At 71.4% G+C, this 22916-nt stretch carries 21 protein-coding genes; 8 read left to right on the top strand and 13 right to left on the bottom strand.

What is annotated here, in order from left to right:
- Positions 1 to 133: 133 nt before the first annotated feature.
- From LQ326_RS13685 to LQ326_RS13715, 7 genes are all read left to right on the top strand, one after another.
- Complete coding sequence (locus tag LQ326_RS13685; RefSeq protein WP_234536403.1) at positions 134 to 652, top strand: Lrp/AsnC family transcriptional regulator; 519 nt, start codon at positions 134 to 136, stop codon at positions 650 to 652.
- Positions 637 to 2019, top strand: coding sequence for an aspartate aminotransferase family protein (locus tag LQ326_RS13690; protein ID WP_234536104.1), 1383 nt, complete (start codon positions 637 to 639; stop codon positions 2017 to 2019). The genes LQ326_RS13685 and LQ326_RS13690 overlap by 16 nt, the downstream gene beginning before the upstream one ends.
- Before the next feature lie 188 nt (positions 2020 to 2207).
- The gene (locus LQ326_RS13695) at positions 2208 to 2948 is read left to right on the top strand and encodes an ABC transporter ATP-binding protein (protein WP_234536107.1); all 741 of its coding nucleotides are present in this window, start codon (positions 2208 to 2210) and stop codon (positions 2946 to 2948) included.
- Positions 2930 to 4447 (top strand): hypothetical protein, encoded by a 1518-nt coding sequence (locus LQ326_RS13700; RefSeq protein ID WP_234536109.1) that lies wholly within the window; start codon positions 2930 to 2932, stop codon positions 4445 to 4447. The genes LQ326_RS13695 and LQ326_RS13700 overlap by 19 nt, the downstream gene beginning before the upstream one ends.
- 98 nt (positions 4448 to 4545) lie before the next feature.
- Complete coding sequence (locus tag LQ326_RS13705; protein ID WP_234536112.1) at positions 4546 to 4953, top strand: VOC family protein; 408 nt, start codon at positions 4546 to 4548, stop codon at positions 4951 to 4953.
- 20 nt (positions 4954 to 4973) lie between these two features.
- Positions 4974 to 6116: an LOG family protein gene (locus LQ326_RS13710; RefSeq protein ID WP_234536114.1), complete on the top strand. Its 1143-nt coding sequence runs from the start codon at positions 4974 to 4976 to the stop codon at positions 6114 to 6116.
- Positions 6117 to 6252: 136 nt separating this feature from the next.
- A complete protein-coding gene (locus LQ326_RS13715; protein WP_268207018.1) occupies positions 6253 to 6969 on the top strand; it encodes an LAETG motif-containing sortase-dependent surface protein in 717 nt (238 codons plus the stop codon).
- Between the two features lie 79 nt (positions 6970 to 7048).
- Here LQ326_RS13715 and LQ326_RS13720 read toward each other — a convergent pair whose 3' ends face one another.
- The 9 genes from LQ326_RS13720 to rpsB all read right to left on the bottom strand — a co-directional run bounded on the left by LQ326_RS13720 (position 7049) and on the right by rpsB (position 17199).
- Positions 7049 to 8068 carry an ABC transporter ATP-binding protein gene (locus LQ326_RS13720; RefSeq protein ID WP_234536118.1) on the bottom strand — a complete coding sequence of 340 codons (1020 nt, stop codon included), beginning with the start codon at positions 8066 to 8068 and terminating at the stop codon, positions 7049 to 7051.
- The gene (locus LQ326_RS13725; protein ID WP_234536406.1) at positions 8068 to 9666 is read right to left on the bottom strand and encodes an ABC transporter permease; all 1599 of its coding nucleotides are present in this window, start codon (positions 9664 to 9666) and stop codon (positions 8068 to 8070) included. The genes LQ326_RS13720 and LQ326_RS13725 overlap by 1 nt, the downstream gene beginning before the upstream one ends.
- Before the next feature lie 44 nt (positions 9667 to 9710).
- Positions 9711 to 10778, bottom strand: a complete 1068-nt coding sequence (locus tag LQ326_RS13730) for a thiamine ABC transporter substrate-binding protein (RefSeq protein WP_234536120.1) — start codon at positions 10776 to 10778, stop codon at positions 9711 to 9713.
- A gap of 204 nt (positions 10779 to 10982) precedes the next feature.
- Positions 10983 to 12089 (bottom strand): dual-specificity RNA methyltransferase RlmN, encoded by a 1107-nt coding sequence (gene rlmN / locus LQ326_RS13735; protein ID WP_181805530.1) that lies wholly within the window; start codon positions 12087 to 12089, stop codon positions 10983 to 10985.
- A gap of 185 nt (positions 12090 to 12274) precedes the next feature.
- Positions 12275 to 13606, bottom strand: a complete 1332-nt coding sequence (locus LQ326_RS13740; RefSeq protein ID WP_234536122.1) for a phosphatidate cytidylyltransferase — start codon at positions 13604 to 13606, stop codon at positions 12275 to 12277.
- Positions 13606 to 14163, bottom strand: coding sequence for a ribosome recycling factor (frr, locus tag LQ326_RS13745; RefSeq protein WP_234536124.1), 558 nt, complete (start codon positions 14161 to 14163; stop codon positions 13606 to 13608). The genes LQ326_RS13740 and frr overlap by 1 nt, the downstream gene beginning before the upstream one ends.
- Before the next feature lie 146 nt (positions 14164 to 14309).
- Positions 14310 to 15068, bottom strand: a complete 759-nt coding sequence (gene pyrH / locus LQ326_RS13750; RefSeq protein WP_234536127.1) for a UMP kinase — start codon at positions 15066 to 15068, stop codon at positions 14310 to 14312.
- A 213-nt stretch (positions 15069 to 15281) separates the two neighbouring features.
- On the bottom strand, positions 15282 to 16118 hold the full coding sequence (gene tsf, locus LQ326_RS13755; protein WP_234536130.1) for a translation elongation factor Ts: 837 nt from the start codon (positions 16116 to 16118) through the stop codon (positions 15282 to 15284).
- A 133-nt stretch (positions 16119 to 16251) separates the two neighbouring features.
- Positions 16252 to 17199, bottom strand: coding sequence for a 30S ribosomal protein S2 (gene rpsB / locus LQ326_RS13760; protein ID WP_234536133.1), 948 nt, complete (start codon positions 17197 to 17199; stop codon positions 16252 to 16254).
- A 279-nt stretch (positions 17200 to 17478) separates the two neighbouring features.
- Between rpsB and LQ326_RS13765 the strand changes: the two genes are divergently transcribed.
- Entirely contained in the window at positions 17479 to 18054 is a 576-nt protein-coding gene (locus tag LQ326_RS13765; protein ID WP_234536137.1) for a M23 family metallopeptidase, read from the top strand.
- 260 nt (positions 18055 to 18314) lie between these two features.
- On the opposite strand, the gene LQ326_RS13770 is transcribed toward LQ326_RS13765, so the two are convergent.
- The 4 genes from LQ326_RS13770 to LQ326_RS13785 all read right to left on the bottom strand — a co-directional run bounded on the left by LQ326_RS13770 (position 18315) and on the right by LQ326_RS13785 (position 22915).
- Positions 18315 to 18872, bottom strand: a complete 558-nt coding sequence (locus tag LQ326_RS13770) for a TetR/AcrR family transcriptional regulator (RefSeq protein ID WP_234536409.1) — start codon at positions 18870 to 18872, stop codon at positions 18315 to 18317.
- 126 nt (positions 18873 to 18998) lie between these two features.
- Positions 18999 to 19841: an RNA polymerase sigma factor WhiG gene (gene whiG / locus LQ326_RS13775; RefSeq protein WP_089098491.1), complete on the bottom strand. Its 843-nt coding sequence runs from the start codon at positions 19839 to 19841 to the stop codon at positions 18999 to 19001.
- A 321-nt stretch (positions 19842 to 20162) separates the two neighbouring features.
- The gene (dprA, locus tag LQ326_RS13780; protein WP_234536139.1) at positions 20163 to 21308 is read right to left on the bottom strand and encodes a DNA-processing protein DprA; all 1146 of its coding nucleotides are present in this window, start codon (positions 21306 to 21308) and stop codon (positions 20163 to 20165) included.
- On the bottom strand, positions 21305 to 22915 hold the full coding sequence (locus tag LQ326_RS13785) for a YifB family Mg chelatase-like AAA ATPase (protein WP_234536142.1): 1611 nt from the start codon (positions 22913 to 22915) through the stop codon (positions 21305 to 21307). Before LQ326_RS13785 ends, dprA begins: the two co-directional genes overlap by 4 nt.
- Position 22916: the final 1 nt, after the last annotated feature.

Consider the following 22916-nt stretch of genomic DNA (forward strand, 5'->3'; position numbering starts at 1 on the left):
TGAGACACCCACAGTAATCCGAGATCCCACGTTTTCAACACCCCCACGGCGGCCACTTCTGCGAAATCCGCAATCCACGCCACCCCAAACAACGAATTTCATCGATGCGGCCTTGCGGAACCGTCGAGACGTCGTGCACAGTGTGCTCGTGGCCAGTCGAAGCGCAGACCAGAGGGACTCGTCCCGCGAGTCCAGGAACGGCACCCCCCAGCTGGACGCCGTCTCCCTCGCCATCATCCAGCAGCTCCAGGAGGACGGCCGCCGTCCGTACGCCGCGATCGGCAAGGCCGTCGGCCTGTCGGAGGCGGCCGTGCGCCAGCGCGTCCAGAAGCTGCTGGACCAGGGCGTCATGCAGATCGTCGCCGTCACGGACCCGCTCACCGTGGGCTTCCGCCGGCAGGCGATGGTCGGCATCAACGCCGAGGGCGATGTCGAGTCGATCGCGGACGCGCTGACCGGCATGTCGGAAGTCGAGTACGTGGTGATGACCGCGGGCTCGTTCGACATCCTCGCGGAGATCGTGTGCGAGGACGACGACCACCTGCTGGACGTCATCAACAAACGCATCCGGGCACTGCCCGGCGTGCGCTCCACCGAAAGCTTCGTCTATCTGAAGCTGAAGAAGCAGACCTATATGTGGGGAACCCGATAACCGTGACCCAGAAGGACCTCAGCCGCACCGCGTACGACCACCTGTGGATGCACTTCACCCGCATGTCCTCGTACGAGAACTCGCCCGTCCCGACCATCGTCCGGGGCGAGGGCACCTACATCTACGACGACAAGGGCAAGCGCTACCTCGACGGTCTCGCCGGTCTGTTCGTGGTCCAGGCCGGTCACGGCCGCACGGAACTCGCCGAGACCGCCTTCAAGCAGGCCCAGGAGCTGGCGTTCTTCCCGGTGTGGTCGTACGCCCACCCGAAGGCCGTCGAGCTGGCGGAGCGGCTGGCCGACCACGCGCCCGGCGACCTGAACAAGGTCTTCTTCACCACCGGCGGCGGCGAGGCCGTCGAGACCGCCTGGAAGCTCGCCAAGCAGTACTTCAAGCTCCAGGGCAAGCCGACCAAGTACAAGGTCATCTCCCGCGCGGTCGCCTACCACGGCACCCCGCAGGGCGCCCTGTCGATCACCGGCCTGCCGGCCCTGAAGGCTCCCTTCGAGCCCCTCGTCCCCGGTGCCTTCAAGGTCCCGAACACCAACATCTACCGCGCCCCGATCCACGGTGACGACCCGGAGGCCTTCGGCCGCTGGGCCGCCGACCAGATCGAGCAGCAGATCCTCTTCGAGGGCCCGGACACCGTCGCCGCGGTCTTCCTGGAGCCGGTCCAGAACGCGGGCGGCTGCTTCCCGCCCCCGCCCGGCTACTTCCAGCGCGTGCGCGAGATCTGCGACCAGTACGACGTGCTGCTCGTGTCCGACGAGGTCATCTGCGCCTTCGGCCGCCTGGGCACGATGTTCGCCTGTGACAAGTTCGGCTACGTCCCGGACATGATCACCTGCGCCAAGGGCATGACCTCGGGCTACTCCCCGATCGGCGCGTGCATCGTCTCCGACCGCGTCGCCGAGCCGTTCTACAAGGGCGACAACACCTTCCTGCACGGCTACACCTTCGGCGGCCACCCGGTCTCCGCGGCGGTCGGCCTCGCCAACCTCGACCTGTTCGAGCGCGAGAACCTCAACCAGCACGTCCTCGACAACGAGGGTGCCTTCCTCTCCACGCTCCAGAAGCTGCACGACCTGCCGATCGTCGGCGACGTCCGCGGCAACGGCTTCTTCTACGGCATCGAGCTCGTCAAGGACAAGGCCACCAAGGAGTCCTTCAACGACGAGGAGACCGAGCGCGTCCTGTACGGCTTCCTCTCCAAGGCCCTGTTCGAGAACGGCCTGTACTGCCGTGCCGACGACCGCGGCGACCCGGTCGTCCAGCTCGCCCCGCCGCTGATCTCCAACCAGGAGACCTTCGACGAGATCGAGCAGATCCTGCGCGCCACCCTCTCGGAGGCGTGGACGAAGCTCTGATCATCGGAGCAGCGGTCTGATCCGGCCCCGGCGCCGTCCGTTCGAGTGAGAACGGCGGCCCGGGGCCGTGTGCTGTCCGGGCTCCAGCCCCGACCTTGCCTAGCGTGCACGTGACCGACCGGCCCAGCCTTTCGTTCCCCCGCGCGTGGGATGGCACGGCAAACGGATCAGAACCGAGGTGTACGCCCATGGAGGCCCCGCCGGACAACGACGTGCTGTGGGCACGCTCCCTGCACTTCCGCCACCAGGACGGCTCGCCCGGCATCTCCGGTGTCTCGCTCGGCGTGCGGGAGGGCGAGATCCTCGCCGTCAGCGGCCCGCGCGGCAGTGGCAAGACGACGCTGCTGAGGTGCCTGGCCGGTCTGGTCCCGGCGCAGGGCGGCGAGGTCTGGTTCAACAGCAAGGCCGTGCACCGGATGGGCCCGTTCGCCCGCGAACGGCTGCGCCGCGACTGCTTCGGCTGGATCGACCCGGCCCCGACGCTCGTCCCCGAGCTGAACGTCTGGGAGAACACGGCCCTGCCGCTGATGCTGCGCGGGACCGGCCGGCGCCGGGCCAAGGTGGCGGCGCTGGAGTGGCTGGAGCGCCTCGACGTCGGCGACAAGGCCCGCAAGCACCCGGCCGAGCTCCAGCAGGCCGAACGCCAGCGCGTCTCCATCGCCCGTGCCCTGGCCCCCGCCCCCACGGTCCTCTTCGCGGACGAGCCGACGGCCCCGCTGCACCGCGCCGACCGCGCCCATGTCCTGCGCACCCTCACCACGGCGGCCCGTTCGCACGGCATCACGGTCGCCCTCGCCACGCACGACGCGGAGACGGCGGCCCTTGCCGACCGCAAGGTCGCGCTCCTGGACGGCCGCCGGGTGAACACGGTCCACCTGCCGCCGGTCGCCGAAGCGGAAGGCCGGGCCGCGTGCTCGCTCTCCGCCTGACCCTCCCCGCCCGGCCGGCCGTGCACCTGCGCCGCCTCCTGGTGGCCGCGGCGGCCGCCGGCACCGGCTTCCTGCTGCTGTCCGCCCTCGGCTACGGGCTGACCCACCCGGCCCACTCGACGGCGGCGCTCCTGCGCCTGTCCTGGTGCGCGGTCCCGCTCGCCGCCACGGTGCACCTCGCGGTCGCGGTGGCCCGCACCGACCCCGGCGCCAAGCCGCGCTCCGGTCTCTCGGCGTTCGGCCTCGGTCCGGCCCGCCTGATGGCGGTCGCCGCCCTCAACACGGCCGTCGCCTGTGCCCTGGGCTGCCTGCTGGCGCTTCTGTTCTTCCTCCACCTGCGTGGCGACCCCACGGGCATGCCCTTCGGCGGCGCGGCGAAGGACTTCCTGGCCGTCCACAGGTCGCTGCCCCTCCCGGCGGCCCTGACTCTCCTCACGGTCCCCCCGGTACTGGCGTCCAGCGCGGTGGCCCTCGCGCTCCGCCCACGAGACGTCCCCGCCCCGGCGGCCCGCCCGCACACCCCCGGCCGCTTCGGCACCCTCACCCGGAAAAGGACCACCGAATCCTTCGGCGCCTACGGCCGCTTCGGCGCCCGCCTCTTCACCCGCCCACCCCAGCCGACCCGCGCCCCGGCGGAGAACGGCACCCAGCCACCCCTCCACCCCGTGCGCGGCGCCCAGCCGTCGCTTCATCCCGCGGGCAGTCGTGCCGCCGGGGCGACGGGGGTCCCCCCGCGCGAGGAAAGCCGAGCGTGGGGGCCGGTGGGCGCTGGGGACACCCCCTCTGGGGCAGGCACCCAGCAAGCGCCGGTGAGCGAATCCCACCCCGCCCCTGCCGACCTTGCCGACGACACCCCGGCCCCCCTCCCCGACTTCCCCTACCTCCCCACCGCCCCGCCCCCCGGCCTCCCCTGGGGCATCGCCGTCCTCGCCGCGGGCCTCGCCGCGGAGTCCTACGCCGGCCTCGACGAGACCGCCCCGCACACCACCCTCCCCGGCGGCCTGGCGGGCGGCCCGGCCGGCGTCCTCGCCGGGTGGGCCCTCACCGCTCTCGGCGTGATCCTCGCCGCCCCGGGCCTCACCCACCTCTGCGGCCACCTCCTGCAGGCCGTCCGCCCCGGCGCCCGCCGCCTCCTCGCCGGCCGTGTCCTGATGGCGGAGGCCACCCGCGTCGGCCGCCCCCTCGGCGTCGTCGGCGCGGTGGCGTCGGCCGGGTTCGCGGCCACCACGGTCTACGGCTACGGCGGGACCGCCGGCTTCGGCCCCCTCACCGCCCTCGGCGTCCTGGTGGTGGCGGGCTGCACGGTCGCCACCCTGCTCATCGCCGCCGCGGAGGCCCGCCAGTTCCGCGCGGAGACCACCGCTGCCCTGCTCCGCCTCGGCGCCCCGGCGGCCATGCTGCGGGCCGCGGCGGCCCTGCGCGCCGGGACCCTGCTGATCTTCTTCGGCGCCCTCACCCTGCTGATCGCCGAGCTCGCCGCGCTCCCGCTCGCACGCTGAAAAATCCGTACGAAAAAAATCCGCACCCGGCGATGACTTTCGCCGCGCCCCCCGGTCTACCCCCGCGAACGACATGACACCCCGAGGGAGAGACCGCCATGTACCAGCAGATGATCTTCGTGAACCTGGCCACCGACGACGTCGCCGCGTCGCGGAAGTTCTTCACGGAGCTCGGCTACTCGATCAACCCGCAGTTCAGCAACGACGACTGCTCCTGTGTCGTGATCAGCGACACGATCATCGCGATGCTGCTGAGCAAGCAGCGCTACGCCGACTTCACGAAGAAGGAGATCGCCGACTCGACGAAGACCAGTGAGGTGCTGATCTGCCTGAGCGCGGAGAGCCGTGAGAAGGTCGACGAGCTGGTGGAGAAGGCGGTCGCGGCCGGCGGCACGGCGCATGACGACGTCCAGGACCAGGGCTTCATGTACGGCCGTTCCTTCGACGACCTCGACGGCCACAGCTGGGAGGTCGTGTGGATGGACCCGGCGGCGGTGCAGGGCTGACGCCTGCCTAGCATGGGCGGGTGCATCCGACACCCGCCCAACCGCGCCCCGAGCACCCGCACCACCGGGCCGCCCGCGACCGTGAGATCGAGTCCCTCGCCGAGTTCGACGAGGTTGTCGCCACCCACGGCACACTCGGCCAGTACCGGGTTCAGGCCGTCGATCTGACGGACCGTACGGACGTCCTGCTGACCACCGACACCGCCGGCGCCGTGTTCCTCGGCTGCCCGATGTCCCCGGAGGCCGCCGCCCGGATCGGCGCGTCCGGCGCACTGGTGTTCCCGCCGGTCCCGGACCTCCCCTTCGACCCGTACCGCCCCTTCGTCCACTCACCCGAGGAACTGTTCGAATCGCTCGACGCGGGCTACGAGGCGACCCCGGACGCGCGTTCGTACGCCTGGTTCCGGCAGACCACGGCGGACGGTGACATATTCGCCTCGATGCTGCGCTCGATCCACGACGACGCGGTCTCCGACGCGCTGGACGAACTCCTCGTCGGCGCCCGCGTGGTGGGCGTGATGGGCGGGCACGCCATGGCGCGCGGCACCGCGGAGTACGCCGGTGCCGCCCGGCTGGGCCGGGAGCTCGCGCGGGACGGCTTCATGGTGGCGACCGGCGGCGGGCCGGGCGCGATGGAGGCGGCGAACCTCGGCGCGTACGCGGCACCCTTTGACGACGGGATGCTCGACGAGGCCCTGGAACTCCTCGCCAAGGCGCCGTCGTTCCGGCCCTCGATCACCGACTGGGCGGGCGCCGCCTTCGAGGTCCGCGAGCGCTGGCCGGACGGTGGTCCGTCGGTCGGCATCCCCACCTGGTTCTACGGCCACGAGCCGCCGAACGCCTTCGCCGCGTACATCGCCAAGTACTTCGCCAACGCCACCCGCGAGGACGGCCTGCTGGCCCGCTCCAACGCCGGTGTGGTGTTCCTGCCGGGCGCCGCCGGGACCGTACAGGAGATCTTCGACAACGCGACGCCCAACTACTACGAGTCGCGGGGCGAGCCGACCCCGATGGTGCTCGTGAACGAGGCGCACTGGAGCGAACGGCTGCCGGCCTGGCAGTTGCTGACCTCGCTCGCGGGGGAGCGGGCAATGGCGTCCCGTATCGCCCTGGTTGACCGGATCGAGCAAGCTTCACAAGCGCTGAAACGTCTCAGCGATTAATGAGCGGGTAAAGTCAACGCCCGTGGACCACATATGCATTGACACTGCTTACGGAGCGCTTATAGACCTGTGAGCCTCTTGGGGATTCTGATGCCTCACCGCACCGTCGCGTCAATTCCCTCTATACCCCCCAGTTATGCACTCAGTAAGGACAAACGTGTCCATATCCCGCCGCAGTGCACGCCGTTCCGTGCGCATCCTGGGTGTTGCCTCCGCGTCGGCCGCGCTGGTCCTGGGCGTCTCCAGCAGCGCCCTCGCGTGCAACATCTCCGAGTTCTCGGCCGAAGCCAAGTGCGACGGCGCCAAGGGCGTCATCACCGTCACCGACGTCGACGCCTCCGGTACGAACGCGATCGTGTCCGTCTTCTTGGAGGAGAACGGCGCGGACGCGAAGAAGGTGGGCCAGCAGAACGTCAAGGGTTCGAGCAAGGGTGTCGCCATCACCTTCGCCGAGAACTGGGCCCCGAACGCCGTCTACCGCATTCATGTCAAGGCCGGCAACCAGGTCGACGCGGACATCAAGGAAAACCTGACCACCCCCTCCACCGCCTGCTCCACCGACGAAAGCTCCAGCCCTTCCCCGTCGGAGTCGGCCACCCCGTCGCCGTCGGCGTCCGAGTCCACCCCGGCCGAGTCGGACTCCCCGGCCCCGTCGGCCTCGGACAGCACCACCGCCCCGGCGAGCACGTCGGACAACGCCCCCTCCCCGGCCGTCGGTGAGTCGAACCTCGCCGAGACCGGCGCCAACTCCAACACCGGCCTGATCGCCGGTATCGCGGCCACGCTGGTCGTGGTCGGCGGTGGCGCGGTGTGGTTCGGCATGCGCCGTCGTGGGGCGCACAGCGGCAACTGACGCGCCTCTCACCCTTACACGGCCGAGGCCCGCCCCCCGTATCCCCCGGGGGCGGGCCTCGGCCGTACCCGTGAAGGCCTCAGTCCAGAACGACGGTCTCCGCCGCGTCGAACTCCACGCCCACCGCGTCCCCGGCCCCGGGCGCCGACCGCAGCGCGCAGGCCGCCTCCAGGCGGGGGCCGTCCTGGGGCTGGAGGTGGACCGTGACGTGCGTGCCCTTGAAGGTGCGGGCGGCCACCGTGCAGGGCAGTCCCGCGTCGGCGGCGACCAGCCGGACGCCGGCCGGCCGGACGAGCACGGTCCGCGTCCCCTGCCCTGAGCCCTCGGGCACCGGTACCTTCCCCCACGGCGTCACCGCGACCGTGCCCTCGACGGTCGCCGGGACCACGTTGTCGAAGCCGAGGAAGCGGGCCACGAACTCGTCCGCGGGCCGCTGCCAGACGTCCAGGGGCGTACCGGACTGGGCGATCCGTCCGTCCCGCATCACGACCACCCGGTCGGCCAGCGCGAAAGCCTCGCCCTGGTCGTGCGTCACGGCGAGCACGGTCGTACCCAGCCGCCCGAACAGCTCACGCAGTTCGACCACCAGCCGCTCCCGCAGCGAGCGGTCGAGCTGCCCCAGCGGTTCGTCGAGCATCAGCAGCCGGGGCCGGGGCGCCAGCGCCCGGGCGAGCGCCACCCGCTGCTGTTCCCCGCCGGAGAGCCCGGCGACGGCCCGCCGGGCCGCCCCCGGAAGCCCCACCAGCGCGAGCAACTCACCGACCCGCTCGGCCTGTTCCGCCTTCCCGGCGCCACGCATCCGCAGCCCGAAGGCCACGTTCGCGCCCACGTCCCGCTGCGGGAAGAGCTGATGGTCCTGGAACATCAGCCCGACCCCCCGCTGGTGCGCCGGCACCCGCGCCTGGTCGTGCCCGTCGAGCAACACCCGCCCGGAAGCCAGCGGTTGCAGCCCGGCCACCGCCCGCAACAGCGTCGACTTGCCGCTTCCGCTGGGCCCGAGCACGCACACCACCTCGTGCTCGGCCACCTTCAGGCCGACGGCGTCGAGCACCGCCCGCCCGCCGAACCGCACGGTGGCCGCGTCGAGAGTCAGCAGCATCAGAACTCCCCCGTCCGGTCGGTCCGCAGCCGCTCGAGAACCAGCAGCGCCACCGCGCACACCACCATCAGAATCGTGGAAAGGGCCATCGCCTGGCCGTAGTTGAGGTCACCGGGGCGGGACAGCAGCCGGGCCACCGCCACCGGCAGGGTCGGGTTGTCGGGCCGCGCGATGAACACGGTCGCCCCGAACTCCCCCAGCGACACCGCGAAGGCGAAGCCCGCGGCGATCAGCAACGCCCGCCGCACCATGGGCAGATCGACCTCCCGCCACACCCGCCAGGGCGACGCCCCGAGCACGGCCGCCGCCTCCCGCAGCCGCTCGTCCACGGCCCGCAGCACGGGCAGCATGGTCCGCACGACGAAGGGCACGCCGACCAGCGCCTGCGCCAGCGGGACGAGGATCCAGGACTGGCGCAGATCCAGCGGCGGCCTGTCGAGCGCGATCAGGAACCCGAATCCGACGGTCACGGCGGACACCCCGAGCGGCAGCATCAGCAGCGCGTCGAACCCCCGTACCAGCCGCCCCGCGTCCCGCCGGGCCAGCGCGGCGGCGGCGAGCCCGCCGATCACCACCGCGACGGCGGTGGCCGCGACCGCGTACTCCAGGGAGTTGGCCACCGACTCGATCGGCGCGACCAGGAAGGTCCCGCCGTCGGCGTCGCCCAGCGCCCGGTAGTACCCGAACCCCCCGTCCAGCGACCGCCGTACCAGCACGGCCAGCGGCAGCACGAGGAGTACGGCGATGGTGGCGAGGACCCCGCCGAGCAGCGCCCACTGCCCCGCCCCGCGCGGACGGCGGGCCGTCACCGACGGGTCCACCAGCCGGAGCGCGCTCTCCCGCCGCCGTACCGTCCAGGCGTGCACGGCCAGGATCGCGCCGACCGCGGCGAACTGCACGAGGGTGAGGACGGCGGCCGTGGAGAGGTCGAAGATCTCGGAGGTCTCCCGGTAGATCTCCACTTCGAGGGTGGCGAACGTCGGCCCGCCGAGGATCTGCACCACGCCGAAGGAGGTGAAGGTGAACAGGAACACCATCAGCGCGGCGGCGGCCACGGCGGGCGCGAGCGCGGGCAGGGTGACCTTCCGCCAGGCGGCCGCCGGGGAGGCGCCGAGCATCCGGGCGGCCTCCTCCTGCCGGGGGTCCAGCTGGGCCCACAGACCGCCCACGGTCCGTACCACGACCGCGTAGTTGAAGAAGACGTGCGCCAGCAGGATGGCCCAGACGGTGGTGTCGAGCCGTACCCCCCACAGTTCGTCCAGCAGTCCGCCCCGCCCGACGAGCGCGAGGAAGGCGGTCCCCACCACGACCGTCGGCAGTACGAAGGGAACCGTCACGACGGCCCGCAGCACCTGCCTGCCCGGGAAGTCGAGGCGGGCGAAGACATAGGCGGCGGGCAGCGCTGCCAGCAGGGTGAGCGCGGTGGAGGCGAGCGCCTGCCAGGTGGTGAACCAGAGCACGTGCCGGATGTCGGACTGCCCGACGACGTCGGCGATCCTCCCGAACCGCCACGCCCCGTCGGCCTTCAGCCCGCGCGTGACGATCGCCGCGACCGGCCAGGCGAAGAAGACGCCGAAGAACGCGACGGGCACGGCCAGCAGACCGAGCCGCGCCGCGCTCCCCGAACGGCCCTTGCCGGGCGCTACTTCAGTACGAGTGACGTCCACGTCTTGACCCACTGGTCACGGTTGGCGGCGATCTTCGCGGGCGCCATGGTCTCGGGGTCCTTCGCGGCGGGACCGTACTTCGTGAACTCGGCGGGCACGCTCGCCCCTTCGACCACCGGGTACACGAACATGTTCAACGGCATGTCCTCCTGGAACTCCCTGGAGACCAGGAAGTCGATGAACGCCTTGCCGCCCTTGGTGTTCTTCGCGTTGCTCAGCAGCCCGGCGAACTCGATCTGCCGGAAGCAGGTACCGGTCGCGACGCCGGTGGGCGCGGTGCTGGGCTTCGGGTCGCCGTAGATCACCTCGGCGGGCGGGGAGGAGGCGTACGACACCACGAGCGGCCGGTCTCCCTTGGCCTTCTTGCCGCCGGCCGAGCCGGAGAACTCCTCGTTGTAGGCCTGCTCCCAGCCGTCGACGACCTTGACGCCGTTGGCCTGGAGCTTCTTCCAGTAGTCCGGCCAGCCGCTGTCCCCGTACCGGGCGGCGGACCCGAGCAGGAAGCCGAGCCCCGGTGAGGAGGTGGCCGCGTTCTCGGTGACGAGGAGGTTCTTGTACTGCGGCTTGACGAGATCGGCGTACGACGTCGGCGGGGTCAGCTTGTGTTCGCTGAAGTACGCCTTGTCGTAGTTGACGCAGATGTCGCCGTAGTCGACGGGCGTGACCCTGTGCTCGGCCGCGTCAAGCTGGTACGCCTTGCCGACCCGGTCGAGGCCCTTGGCCTCGTACGGCTGGAAGAGACCGTTGTCGAGGGCGCGGGAGAGCAGGGTGTTGTCGACGCCGAAGAAGACGTCGCCCTGCGGGTTGTCCTTGGTCAGGATCGCCTTGTTGACGGCCTGTCCGGCGTCGCCGTCCTTGAGGACCTTCACCTGGTAGCCGGACTGCTTCTCGAAGTCCTGGAGCACGTTCTTGGAGACGGCCCACGAGTCGTGGCTGACCAGGGTGACGGTCTTGGAGTCGGCCTCGGTACCCGATGACGAGCACGCGGACAGCGTGACGAGACCGAGCCCTACGGCCACGGCCACGAAGGTCTTGGTGTGCACTGGTGTTTTCCTCCTGGGGCGGACCAGGAAGAGACGCGGCCCCGCCCGGGAACCCGGGCAGGGCGCAACAGCTTGAGTGATGACCGAACTTCCTACCCAGAATGACCTGGGCGAGGTTCAGAGGGTCTGCGGCCCGATTGCCGCACTCTCAGCGCTGTGGCGCTCCCCTGTCGGAATATGAAGATGTGTCGTACGGCCCTCAGATTACCTCTCGGTGGCCGCGAGCTGACCACAGGCGCCGTCGATCTCCTGCCCACGGGTGTCCCGGATCGTCACCGGCACACCGTGCGCCTCGATCGCCGCGACGAACGCCTTCTCGTCCTCCGGCCGCGACGCGGTCCACTTCGAACCCGGCGTGGGGTTCAGCGGGATGAGGTTGACGTGCACGGGCTTGCCCCTGAGCAGGCGGCCCAGCCGGTCACCGCGCCACGCCTGGTCGTTGATGTCGCGGATGAGCGCGTACTCGATCGACAGGCGCCGCCCGCTCTTCTCGACGTACTCGAACCCGGCGTCGAGGACCTCGCGCACCTTCCACCGCGTGTTCACGGGGACGAGGGTGTCGCGCAGTTCGTCGTCGGGGGCGTGCAGGGAGATCGCGAGCCGGCACTTGAAGCCCTCGTCGGCGAACCGGTGGATGGCCGGGACCAGTCCGACGGTCGAGACGGTGATCCCGCGCTGCGAGAGGCCGAGCCCGTCCGGGGCGGGGTCGGTGAGCGCCCGGATGGCTCCGACGACCCGCTTGTAGTTGGCGAGCGGCTCGCCCATCCCCATGAAGACGATGTTCGACAGCCGCGCGGGTCCGCCGGGCACCTCGCCGTCCCTGAGCGCCCGCATCCCGTCGACGATCTGGTGGACGATCTCGGCGGTGGACAGGTTACGGTCCAGCCCCGCCTGACCGGTCGCGCAGAACGGGCAGTTCATCCCGCAGCCCGCCTGCGAGCTGATGCACATGGTCACCCGGTCCGGGTAGCGCATCAGCACCGACTCGACGAGCGTCCCGTCGAACAGCCGCCACAGCGTCTTGCGTGTCGTCCCCTCGTCGGTCGACAGATGCCGTACGACCGTCATCAGCTCGGGGAACAGCGCCTCCCGCAGCTTGTCCCGCGAGCCGGCCGGGATGTCCGTCCACTGCTCGGGGTCCTGCGCGTACCGCGCGAAGTAGTGCTGCGAGAGCTGCTTGGCACGAAACGGCTTCTCCCCGACCTCGGCCACCGCGTCCTTGCGCTCGGCGGGCGAGAGATCAGCGAGATGCCGCGGCGGCTTCTTGGCTCCGCGCGGCGCGACGAAAGTGAGTTCTCCGGGCTTGGGCATGGTGGTACCAGTGTCGCAGATCAATTCAGGTGGCCCGCGACCGTGCGTTCGGAGGCCGCCCAGGTCAGTGTCGAGGGCCGCGCAGGTCAAAGTCGGGGAGCCCCCGCCCTGCGAAGGACGGGGGCTCCCTGACGACAGCTGTACGCCGGCCGCTGCCGACGTGCGTCTGGGTGCGTCTGGGTGGATCAGCCACTCCCCACGAACAGCACCATCAGCAACCACACCACCGGAGCCGTCGGCAGCAACGAGTCCAGTCGGTCCATGATGCCCCCGTGGCCCGGCAGCAGCGTGCCCATGTCCTTGATGCCCAGGTCGCGCTTGATCATGGACTCGCCAAGGTCGCCGAGGGTGGCGCTGGCCGCGACCGCGAGGCCCAGCAGCAGGCCCTGCCACCAGGTGCCGTCGTCGATCAGGAACTGCATGCACAGCGCGCCCGCGACCATCGCGAACAGCACCGCGCCGACCAGGCCTTCGCGGGTCTTGCCGGGGCTGATGCGCGGGGCGAGCTTGTGGGTGCCGAAGCGCCAGCCGACCGCGTAGGCGCCGGTGTCGCTGACCACCGTGAGGAGCAGGAAGGTCAGCACCCGGAAGGGGCCGTCCTCGGCGGTGAGCATCATCGCGACGAACGTCGCCAGGAACGGGACGTAGAACGCCGCGAAGAGGCCGGCGGTGACGTCCCTGAGATAGCCCTCCGGCGGTTCCGTCATCCGCCAGACCAGAACCGCGAGCCCGGTGAGCGCCAGGGCGACCCAGGCGCCCTCGGCACCCCGGGCGTAGCCGGCCACCACCATCGCCGCGCCGCCGAGTGCCAGCGGGACCAGCGGCGCCTTGATGCCCTTGCGCTCCTGGAGCCTGCTGGTCAGCTCCCACAGGCCGACCACGACCGCGACCGCCACGACACCGACGAAGACGGCCTTGACGACGAACAGGGACGCCACGATCACGACGCCGAGTCCGACGCCGACCCCTATGGCCGCGCCCAGATCGCGTCCCGCGCTCTTCTTCTGCGGCGCGGGCGCCGGCTGGGGGACGTCGGGCATGGGCTCCTGATTCTGCGGCGCCGCCGCGTACGGCAGAGGCTGCGCCGGCGATGCGTCGTTGCGGAACGTCTCGTCTCGGAACAGAGGGCCGCTCAGCCGAGCGGCCCCCCGGTCGTCGTCCTGGTCCGAGCCGTACGCGGGTACGTCGTCGGGCACGACGGGCATGGGGCGAGTCTGCTGCGCGCTGTGCGCATCGTACGTGGGACCCGCCGGGACGGCTCCCTGGACATGCCCCTGGTCATAACCGTGGGCACGACCGGGGTCGTACCCCTGGCCAGGACCCTGGGCCGGGCCGGGGACGTACCCCTGGCCGGGGCCGGGGCCGTACCCCTGCCCGGCGTCCGGCCCGTGGCCCTGACCGTGGTCGTACCCGTGGCCCATGCCCTGATCGGTCGGTCCCCAGTACCCGGCCGGTGATCCGGCCTGCCCGGCATGCGGCCCGGCGTGCGGCGGGGCTCCCCAGGATGAGTCGCTCATCAGACTTCGAGAAGCTCCGCTTCCTTGTGCTTGAGGAGCTCGTCCACCTGCGCGACGTACTTCGCGGTGGTGTCGTCGAGCTCCTTCTCTGCGCGGCGGCCCTCGTCCTCGCCGACCTCGCCGTCCTTGATCAGCTTGTCGATCGCGTCCTTGGCCTTGCGGCGCACGGAACGGATGGACACCCGGGAGTCCTCCGCCTTGCTCTTGGCGACCTTGATGTAGTCGCGGCGGCGCTCCTCGGTGAGCTCGGGGAACACCACCCGGATGATGTTGCCGTCGTTGCTCGGGTTGACGCCCAGGTCCGAGTCGCGGATGGCCTGCTCGATGTTGCGCAGGGCCGTCTTGTCGAACGGGGTCACGACCGCCATGCGCGGTTCCGGCACGGAGAACGAGGCCAGCTGGTTGATCGGCGTCGGCGCGCCGTAGTAGTCGGCCACGATCTTGTTGAACATCGCCGGGTGCGCACGGCCGGTGCGGATCGCGGCGAAGTCCTCCTTGGCGACCACGACGGCCTTCTCCATCTTCTCCTCGGCTTCGAGGAGGGTCTCTTCGATCACCACTTGCTCCTGCGTGTCTTGAGTAAGGCCCGGCTGCGGTTCCGTTGCGGGGCGGCGGCCGGCTGCGTCGCGTCTTCTTTCCCCGACGTTTCCCGACCGGCATGTCATTGTCCATCCCCCGGTCAGGGCGCGTCAGGCGGTGCCGGTCAGTCCCGGCTGCCGTGTTCACCCACCAGCGTGCCGATCTTCTCACCCTTGACGGCACGCGCGATATTGCCCTCCACCAGCAGCTCGAAAACCAGGATCGGCAGCTTGTTGTCGCGGCAGAGCGTGATCGCGGTGGCGTCGGCGACCTTGAGCTCGCGGGTGATGACCTCGCCGTAGCCGAGGGAGTCGAACTTGACGGCGTCCGGGTTGGTCTTGGGGTCGGAGTCGTAGACCCCGTCCACGCCGTTCTTGCCCATGAGCAGGGCCTCGGCGTCGATCTCCAGGGCGCGCTGGGCGGCGGTGGTGTCGGTGGAGAAGTACGGCATGCCCATACCGGCGCCGAAGATGACCACGCGGCCCTTCTCCAGGTGGCGCACGGCGCGCAGCGGGATGTACGGCTCGGCGACCTGCCCCATGGTGATCGCGGTCTGCACCCGGCTGTCGATGCCCTCCTTCTCCAGGAAGTCCTGAAGGGCGAGGCAGTTCATGACGGTGCCGAGCATGCCCATGTAGTCGGAGCGGGCCCGGTCCATGCCGCGCTGCTGGAGCTCGGCGCCGCGGAAGAAGTTGCCGCCGCCGATGACGACGGCGACCTGCGCGCCGTCGCGGACCACGGCCGCGATCTCACGGGCGATCTTGTGCACCACGTCGGGGTCCACGCCCAGGCCGCCGCCACCGGAGAAGGCCTCTCCGGACAGCTTCAGCAGAAACCGGCCGCGTACTTTGCCGTCGTCGCTCTTCTGGGCCTTGGTGGTCATGGAGATCCCGCCTCTTTCACGTGTTGCGCATACGCATACGAAGAAGGCCATTGCCGGTGGGGTCGCTTTTCGCTGCCCATGCGCGGCAATGGCCTCCTCGTCAGATCTGCCGCCGTCCGTCACGTCCCTGGGTGTGGCGGTGTGCACGGACGACTGCTGTCGACGACCCTATCGGGATTTCCCCGTGGGTCGTGCGTCGATCGCGGTACGGACTCAGATGCCGACCTTGATGCGCGTGAAGCGCTTCAGGGTGACACCGGCCTCCTCCAGGACCTTCTGGACCGACTTCTTGTTGTCGATCGCGTACGGCTGGCCGAGCAGCGTGGCGTCCTTGAAGAAGCCGTTGAGACGACCCTCGACGATCTTCGGGAGGGCGGCCTCGGGCTTGCCCTCGGCGCGGGTGGTCTCCTCGGCGATGCGGCGCTCGGACTCGACGACCTCGGCCGGCACGTCCTCCCGGGAGAGGTACTTCGGCGCGAAGGCGGCGATGTGCTGGGCGATGCCCTTGGCGACCTCGGCGTTCGGCTTGTCCAGCTCGACGAGGACACCGATCTGCGGGGGCAGGTCGGGCATCGTGCGGTGCATGTAGGCGGAGACGTAACCGTCGGCGTACTGCGCGAAGCGGTCCAGGACGATCTTCTCGCCGAGGTTGGCGTTGGCCTCGTCGACGTACGCCTGGACGGTCTTGCCGGGCTCGATCTCGGAGGCGAGCAGGGCCTCGAGGTCCGCCGGGGCGGTCTTGGCGACGTGCTCGGCGATCGTGTTGGCGACGGCCTGGAACTTGTCACCCTTGGCGACGAAGTCCGTCTCGCACTTCAGCTCGACGAGGACGCCGGAGGAGTTGTCGTCGGCGATGATCGAGACCACGGCGCCGTTCTCGGCGGAGCGGCCCTCGCGCTTGGCGACGCCCTTCTGGCCCTTGATGCGGAGCGCCTCGACAGCCTTGTCGACGTCGCCCTCGGCCTCGTCCAGGGCCTTCTTGCAGTCCATCATGCCGGCGCCGGTGAGCTCGCGGAGCTTCTTGACGTCAGCGGCGGTGTAGTTCGCCATGAGTCTGTGAGTCTTTCTCGAAGTCGGGAGATCTGCCCGATCCACGATCTACACGTAGATGTAGAGCGCGAATCTATGGGTGAACGGCGGGGGCGTACGGGATGTCGCCGCCCCCGCCGTCGACGCTGACGGGTCAGGCCTGCTCGGCGTCCGCGGCCGGAGCCTCGGCGGCGGGAGCCTCGGCAACCGGAGCCTCGGCGACCGGAGCCTCGGCGACCGGAGCCTCGGCGGCCGGGGCCTCGGCCTGCTCGGCGTCGGCGACCTTCTCGGTCTCGGCGGAGGTCTGGACCTCGGCCTCGTCCGCCTTCTTCTCGCCCTCGAGCAGGTCGCGCTCCCACTCGGCGAGCGGCTCGCCGGCGGCCTTCTCGCCCTTGTCGCCGGTGGCGACACGAGAGCGGGAGATGAGGCCCTCGGCGACCGCGTCGGCGATCACGCGGGTGAGCAGGGTGACGGAGCGGATCGCGTCGTCGTTGCCCGGGATCTTGTAGTCGACCTCGTCGGGGTCGCAGTTGGTGTCGAGGATCGCGACGACCGGGATGTTGAGCTTCCGGGCCTCACCGACCGCGATGTGCTCCTTCTTGGTGTCCACGATCCAGACGGCGCTGGGCACCTTCTGCATCTCGCGGATACCACCGAGGGTCTTCTCCAGCTTGGCCTTCTCGCGCGAGAGCACGAGAAGCTCCTTCTTGGTCAGACCGGACGCGGCGACGTCCTCGAAGTCGATCTGCTCAAGCTCCTTGAGGCGCTGCAGACGCTTGTAGACGGTCGAGAAGTTGGTGAGCATGCCGCCCAGCCAGCGCTGGTTGACGTAGGGCATGCCGACGCGGGTGGCCTGCTCGGCGATGGCCTCCTGCGCCTGCTTCTTCGTGCCGACGAACATGACCGTGCCGCCGTGGGCGACGGTCTCCTTGACGAACTCGTAGGCGCGGTCGATGTACGACAGCGACTGGAGCAGGTCGATGATGTAGATGCCGTTGCGCTCGGTGAAGATGAAGCGCTTCATCTTCGGGTTCCAGCGACGGGTCTGGTGACCGAAGTGGACGCCGCTTTCCAGCAGCTCCCGCATCGTGACGACGGCCATGGCCGTATCTCCTTGGTTTCTCGGTTGTGCCGCAGGGGCCGGACGGCTCCCGCGCCTGACGCCCGGGTGCGCTGTGCCGCAAAGGACCGAGAAGCGCTGACATCTGCCGGTGACGGCCGGATGTCGGGGCGTGCGAAGTCGACCCGGTGACCCGGATCGCCACAAGAAGTGTACGGGACCGGCGAGGCGCCAGGTGACGCCGCTGTCCACAACCCGGGAGTAATCCACAGGTACAAGCCATGATCGACGCAGCTGCGGGACGGTTTGACCATGATGGTCATGCGAGGCGCAATGCGAAAGATGTGGGCGGTGACGGCGTTGCCGCTGGCCCTGGGGGCGACCGCGGCCCGCGCCTGGGTCGGGGCGGACGCTCCGCCGCCCCCTGCCGCGGCGCCCGTGCCGGCGATCGCCCGCGTCTGGCCGGTGGGGGTACGGCCGCCGGTGCTGCGCGGCTGGGAACCGCCGGCGACGGCCTACGGCGCCGGGCACCGGGGAGTCGACGTGGGGGCGTTCGCCGGTGAGCCGGTACGTGCGGTGGCGGCGGGCCGGGTCTCCTACGCGGGGCGGGTGGCGGGGAGGGGCGTGGTGTCGGTGCGGCTGACGGGCACGGATCTTCGCATCACCTACGAGCCGGTGACGGCGACGGTGCGGGAGGGGGAGGAGGTGGCCGCGGGGGAACTCGTGGGCACGGTGGAGGCGGGAGGTGCGCACTGCGGTGCGCGGGTGTGTCTGCACTGGGGGCTGCTCAGGGGGGACGTGTACGTGGACCCGTTGCTGCTGTTGCCGCCGTGGCTGGTGAACCGGGGGCCGTCGAGACTGCTGCCGGTGCTGGGAGTTCCGCCGCCACGGGGGTGAGCCGGGGTTTCGCCGCCGGAGGGGTGGTGGGGGTCGGTCACGCGACCGCGGCCCGGTGGGGGTTGCTCGCGCCCACGCGGCGGAGCCGCACATCGGCTCAGCTCCGCGCCCCTTACGGGGCGCTGTCCAGCCGCGTCCATCATGGCCGCGGGCAGGCGTGCCGCAGGGCGGCCCGGGTGGGCGCTGGGGCCCCCGGCCGAACGCTGGGGGAGGCACCCGGCCGGCGCCGGCAAGCGTCCCCACCCCCGGCCTCGGCCCCCTCAGCCCCGCACGCCCCGCAGCGCCATCGCCACGGCCGCGTCGGTGATCACCGCCGGGTCCTCCGCCGCCCCCAGCTCGATCCGCCGTACCGCGGCGTCCACGATCCCCTGCACCAGCATCGCCGCGAGCCGGGGCTGCTCATGCCCCAGTTCCCCCAGCGCCTCCACGATCATCGCGACCAGCCCGCCGTGCGCGGCCCGGATCTTCTCCCGCGCCCCCGCGTCCAGCTCGCTCGCCGAGATCGCGACCACCGCACGATGCCGCCGGTCCCCGACCAGGGCCAGCTGCTGCCGCACATACGCCTCGACCTTGCCCTCGGCGGAGCCGGCCCGTTCCATCGCCGCCGCGACCTCCGCCGCCCATACCGGGAAGTCGGCCTCGCACAGCTCCTCGACCACGGCGGCCCGGGAACGGAAGTACTCGTACACGGAGGACCGCGCGAGCCCCGTGCGCTCGGCGAGCGCGGGAAACGTCAGCGCCTCCGTGCCGCCCTCGGACAGCAGGGCCCGCGCCGCGTCCAGCAGGGCGGCTCGCTGCATCGACCGGTGCTCGGCCACGGAGGCCGCTCGAATCCTTGGCACGTCAGCCACTTTACGGACGCGCCGGGCAGGACGGGAGACAGCACGGCGCAGACGCGGGGTGCCGGTCGCCGCCGTTGGCCGAAAATCTCCCGCCGGCCCCGCTCAACGGCCAAAACTCGCCAGCTTCGCCCGCAACTGCAGCACCGACTTGGTGTGGATCTGGCTCACCCGGCTCTCAGTGACGCCGAGCACGTTCCCGATCTCGGCGAGGGTGAGCCCCTCGTAGTAGTAGAGGGTCACCACGGTCTTCTCCCGCTCCGGCAGCGTGTTGATCGCCCGCGCCAGGAACCGTCTGAGCTCCCGGTCCTCGGCCACCTCCACGGGGTTGTCCGCGGCGGTGTCCTCCAGCGTGTCCATCACGCTCAGCCCGTCGCCACCCTCGCCCCCGACGTGCAGCAGCTCCTCCAGCGCCACCACGTTGGCCAGCGACAGCTGACTGAAGACGGCGTGCAGCTCGTCCACCTCGATGCCCAGCTCGGCGGCGACCTCGCCCTCCGAGGGCGTGCGCCGCAGCCGCGCCTCCAGGGTGGCGTAGGCCCGCTCCACGTTCCGCGCCTTCTGCCGGACCGAGCGCGGGATCCAGTCCAGCGCCCGCAGCTCGTCGATCATCGCGCCCCGGATCCGGGTGATCGCGTACGTCTCGAACTTGATCTCCCGGTCGACGTCGAACTTCTCGATCGCGTCGATGAGCCCGAACACCCCGGAGGAGACGAAGTCGGCCTGCTCCACGTTGGGCGGCAGGCCCACGCTCACCCGCCCGGCCACGTACTTGACCAGCGGCGAGTAGTGCAGGATCAGCTGTTCCCGCAGCCGGTCGTCCCCCGTCGCCTTGTACGACCGCCACAGCTCGTCGAGCGTCGAGGGAGCGGGCGGCCGCACGCTGCCACCGTCACGGGCGGCTGGGGGGATCGCCGCCCGGTCGGACCCGGAGGTGTGCTGGGGCATTCGTCGCCTTGTGCCGTTCTGCCGTGAAGTGCCAGGAAGTGCTGTGAAGTGCCGTGGAGTGAGGGAGCGGGGCGTGAAAGCGATGGTTGGGCGAGGTGTCGTTCTCCTGTCGGTTGGCGCGTTCTGCGTCAGGCCTTTCGTGAGCGTAGCGTGACTGGAGAGTCGCGGTGCGCGAACAACGAGGCTCCACCCCCGCGCGAACCCCCTGCGCGGCGCGCTCCGCCGCGCCCGGCACATCGCTCTGCGTGATCGCGTGGAAGCGTCAACTCCGGGAATTCCCAAGGGCGTCGAGGGTTCCCCCGGACGGCCGAACACGCTCGGTCAGCACCGGCTCCGACCGGCCCGGACCGAGATCACCGCCTGGCGTGTCAACTTCCAGCCATCGCCGTGTCGTTCGACGTAACCAAGTGCGCGGAGTTCGTACAGCCTCGCGACGGCGTCGTCCTCGGACGTCTGGGCGCCGCGTGCCACCTCTTCGGGTGAGGCCGCCCGGTTGCCGGGCAGGGCGGCCAGGACCTGCCGGGCGGCGGGTTCGAGCAGGTCGCGCGGGAGGACGGGGCCGCGTCTGGGCGGGGCCAGCTCGCCCATGTCACCCACCAGTTCGACGACCTCCGCGGCATCGGTGACCAGCACGGCCTCGCCGCGGAGCAGTTCGTGCACCCCGGCCGACAGTCCGCTGGTGGCGGGTCCGGGCACCCCCATGGTGAACCGGCCCAGCCGCAGCGCCGCCCGCGCGGTGACCAGTGAGCCGCTGCGGTGGGCGGCCTCCACGACGACGGTTCCCCTGGTGAGCGCCGCGATGACCCGGTTGCGGAGCACGAACCTGCTCGGCGTCGGATGCTCGCCGGGCGGCAACTCCCCCACCACCAGGCCCTGTTCGGCGATCCTGTTGATCAACTCGGTGTGCCCCCGGGGGTAGGGCCGGTCGACCCCGCAGGCCAGCACGGCGACGGTGGCTCCGCCGGCGCCGAGGGCTCCGCGGTGGGCGGCGCCGTCGACGCCGTAGGCCCCGCCGGACACCACGACCCAGCCGCGCTCGGCGAGCCCCGCGGCGAGGACGGCCGCCATGTGGGCGCCGTACTCGGTGCAGGCCCGGGCCCCGACGACGGCGACGGCGCGCAGCGCCCACATCCGCAGACTGGGCCGGCCGCGCACCCACAGGCCGAGGGGGCGGGCGTCGCCGAGGTCGTCGAGCTGGCTGGGCCACTCGGCGTCGCCGGGGCACACGAACCGCGCGCCCGCCTCGCGCGCGACGGCGAGGTCGGTCCGGGGATCGGCCTGCGCCGCCCGGGCCAGCAGGCCCGCCCACCGCCTGCCGCCGACGCCGGGCAGGGGCTGCCCGCGTTCGCGCAGCCGGCTCGCCACCTCGGGGACGCCCCGTTCCCGCACCCACCGCCCGGCGGCCTCGTCGCCGGGCTCGACGACCCGGGCCAGAAAGACCCGGTCGAGCAGCTCGGCGTCGTTCATGGGGCGATCCCTTCCAGAACCGCGCCGCGCCGGACGCCGGTGCGCAGCTCCAGGGCCAGGTTGACGTCGTTGGCCGAGGGCCGGTCGCGGCCCGCCAGGTCGGCGAGGGTCCAGGCGACCCGGAGTACCCGGTCCAGGCCGCGGGCGGTGAGCAGGCCCCGGTCGAGGTCCAGCTCGGCCTTGACGAGCGCGCCCGGCCGGACGTGCCAGCGGGTGCGCAGCTCATGGCCGGGGACCTCGCTGTTGGTGCGCCAGGGCAGCCCGTCGAAGCGCCGGGCGGCCCGCTCCCGGGCCGCGCGCACCCGGTCGGCCACGGCGGCGGAGGGCTCGGCGCCGGTGTGCAACCGCAGCAGCTCCTGCCGGGCGACGGGTTCGACGGTCACCCTGAGGTCCACGCGGTCCATCAGGGGGCCGGAGAGCCGGGCGCGGTACCGCTTGATCGAGGAGGGCCGGCACTCGCAGACGTCGCCGGCGGTGCCGTGCCGGCCGCAGGGGCAGGGGTTGGCTGCCAGGACCATGAGAAACCTCGCGGGCATCCGCAGTATCCCGGCGGCCCGGGCGATGACGACGTGGCCCGATTCCAGGGGCTGGCGCAGGGCGTCCAGGACGCTGCTGTGGAACTCGGCGGCCTCGTCCAGGAAGAGCACGCCGTGGTGGGCCAGGGAGACCGCTCCGGGGCGCGGCAGGCCGGTTCCGCCGCCGACCAGGGAGGCCATGGTGGCCGAGTGGTGCGGGGAGCAGTAGGGCGGCCTGTCGACCAGCGGGTGGCCGGGTGGCAGCATGCCGGCGACCGAGTGGACGGCGGTGACCTCCAGGGACTCCTGCCGGCTCAGTTCGGGCAGCAGGCCCGGCAGCCGTTCGGCCAGCATGGTCTTGCCGGCGCCCGGCGGGCCCTTGAAGAAGACGTGATGGCGTCCGGCCGCGGCCACCTCCAGGGCGGCCCGGGCCACCTGCTGACCGGCGACGTGCGCGAGGTCGGGGGCGTGCTCGCCGGTGACCATGCCGGTGCCGAGCCCCATGCCGGGGAGGGCGAGCCCGGCGAGGAACGGGTCCGGGCGGATCTCGCCGGGGACGGGCTCCTCGTCGGGCACCGGTTCGTCGGTGAGGACGGCGATCAGCTGGCGCAGGCTGCGGACGCCCAGCACGGACACCCCCGGCACCAGCGAGGCCTCCGGCACCGCGCTGTCCGGCACGACCACCTGCTCGTACCCGGCGTCGGCGGCGGCCAGCACGGCGGGCAGGATGCCCCGGACCGGCCGGACCCGGCCGTCCAGGCCCAGCTCGCCGATCATCACGATCTCGGCGAGCACCCGGGGATCGATCCGCTCGGCCGCCCCGAGCACGGCCGCGGCCACCGCGAGGTCGAAGCCGCTGCCGCTCTTCGGCACGGACGCCGGGCTGAGCCCGACGGTGAGCTTCTTCGAGGGCCAGGCAGCTCCCGAGTTGACCACCGCGGCCCGGACCCGGTCCCGGCTCTCGGTCAGGCTCTTGTCCGGCAGGCCCACCAGGGTGAAGGCGGCCACCCCGGGCTCAAGGTCGGCCTGGACCTCGACCACCACGCCCTCGACGCCGACCAGGGCCACTGAGCAGGTGCGCGCGAACCCCATC

The organism is Streptomyces shenzhenensis (assembly GCF_021462265.1).
Lineage (GTDB): Bacteria > Actinomycetota > Actinomycetes > Streptomycetales > Streptomycetaceae > Streptomyces > Streptomyces shenzhenensis.

Bases quoted from the DNA above. Each gene is read 5' to 3' on its own strand.
- LQ326_RS13740 (WP_234536122.1), bottom strand. From the start codon at position 13,606: ATGAGCGACTCATCCTGGGGAGCCCCGCCGCACGCCGGGCCGCATGCC.
- tsf (WP_234536130.1), bottom strand. From the start codon at position 16,118: ATGGCGAACTACACCGCCGCTGACGTCAAGAAGCTCCGCGAGCTCACC.
- LQ326_RS13720 (WP_234536118.1), bottom strand. From the start codon at position 8,068: ATGCTGCTGACTCTCGACGCGGCCACCGTGCGGTTCGGCGGGCGGGCG.
- whiG (WP_089098491.1), bottom strand. From the start codon at position 19,841: ATGCCCCAGCACACCTCCGGGTCCGACCGGGCGGCGATCCCCCCAGCC.
- LQ326_RS13785 (WP_234536142.1), bottom strand. From the start codon at position 22,915: ATGGGGTTCGCGCGCACCTGCTCAGTGGCCCTGGTCGGCGTCGAGGGC.
- LQ326_RS13705 (WP_234536112.1), top strand. From the start codon at position 4,546: ATGTACCAGCAGATGATCTTCGTGAACCTGGCCACCGACGACGTCGCC.
- LQ326_RS13695 (WP_234536107.1), top strand. From the start codon at position 2,208: ATGGAGGCCCCGCCGGACAACGACGTGCTGTGGGCACGCTCCCTGCAC.
- pyrH (WP_234536127.1), bottom strand. From the start codon at position 15,068: ATGACCACCAAGGCCCAGAAGAGCGACGACGGCAAAGTACGCGGCCGG.
- rpsB (WP_234536133.1), bottom strand. From the start codon at position 17,199: ATGGCCGTCGTCACGATGCGGGAGCTGCTGGAAAGCGGCGTCCACTTC.
- dprA (WP_234536139.1), bottom strand. From the start codon at position 21,308: ATGAACGACGCCGAGCTGCTCGACCGGGTCTTTCTGGCCCGGGTCGTC.
- LQ326_RS13765 (WP_234536137.1), top strand. From the start codon at position 17,479: ATGCGAGGCGCAATGCGAAAGATGTGGGCGGTGACGGCGTTGCCGCTG.
- LQ326_RS13715 (WP_268207018.1), top strand. From the start codon at position 6,253: ATGCACTCAGTAAGGACAAACGTGTCCATATCCCGCCGCAGTGCACGC.
- rlmN (WP_181805530.1), bottom strand. From the start codon at position 12,089: ATGCCCAAGCCCGGAGAACTCACTTTCGTCGCGCCGCGCGGAGCCAAG.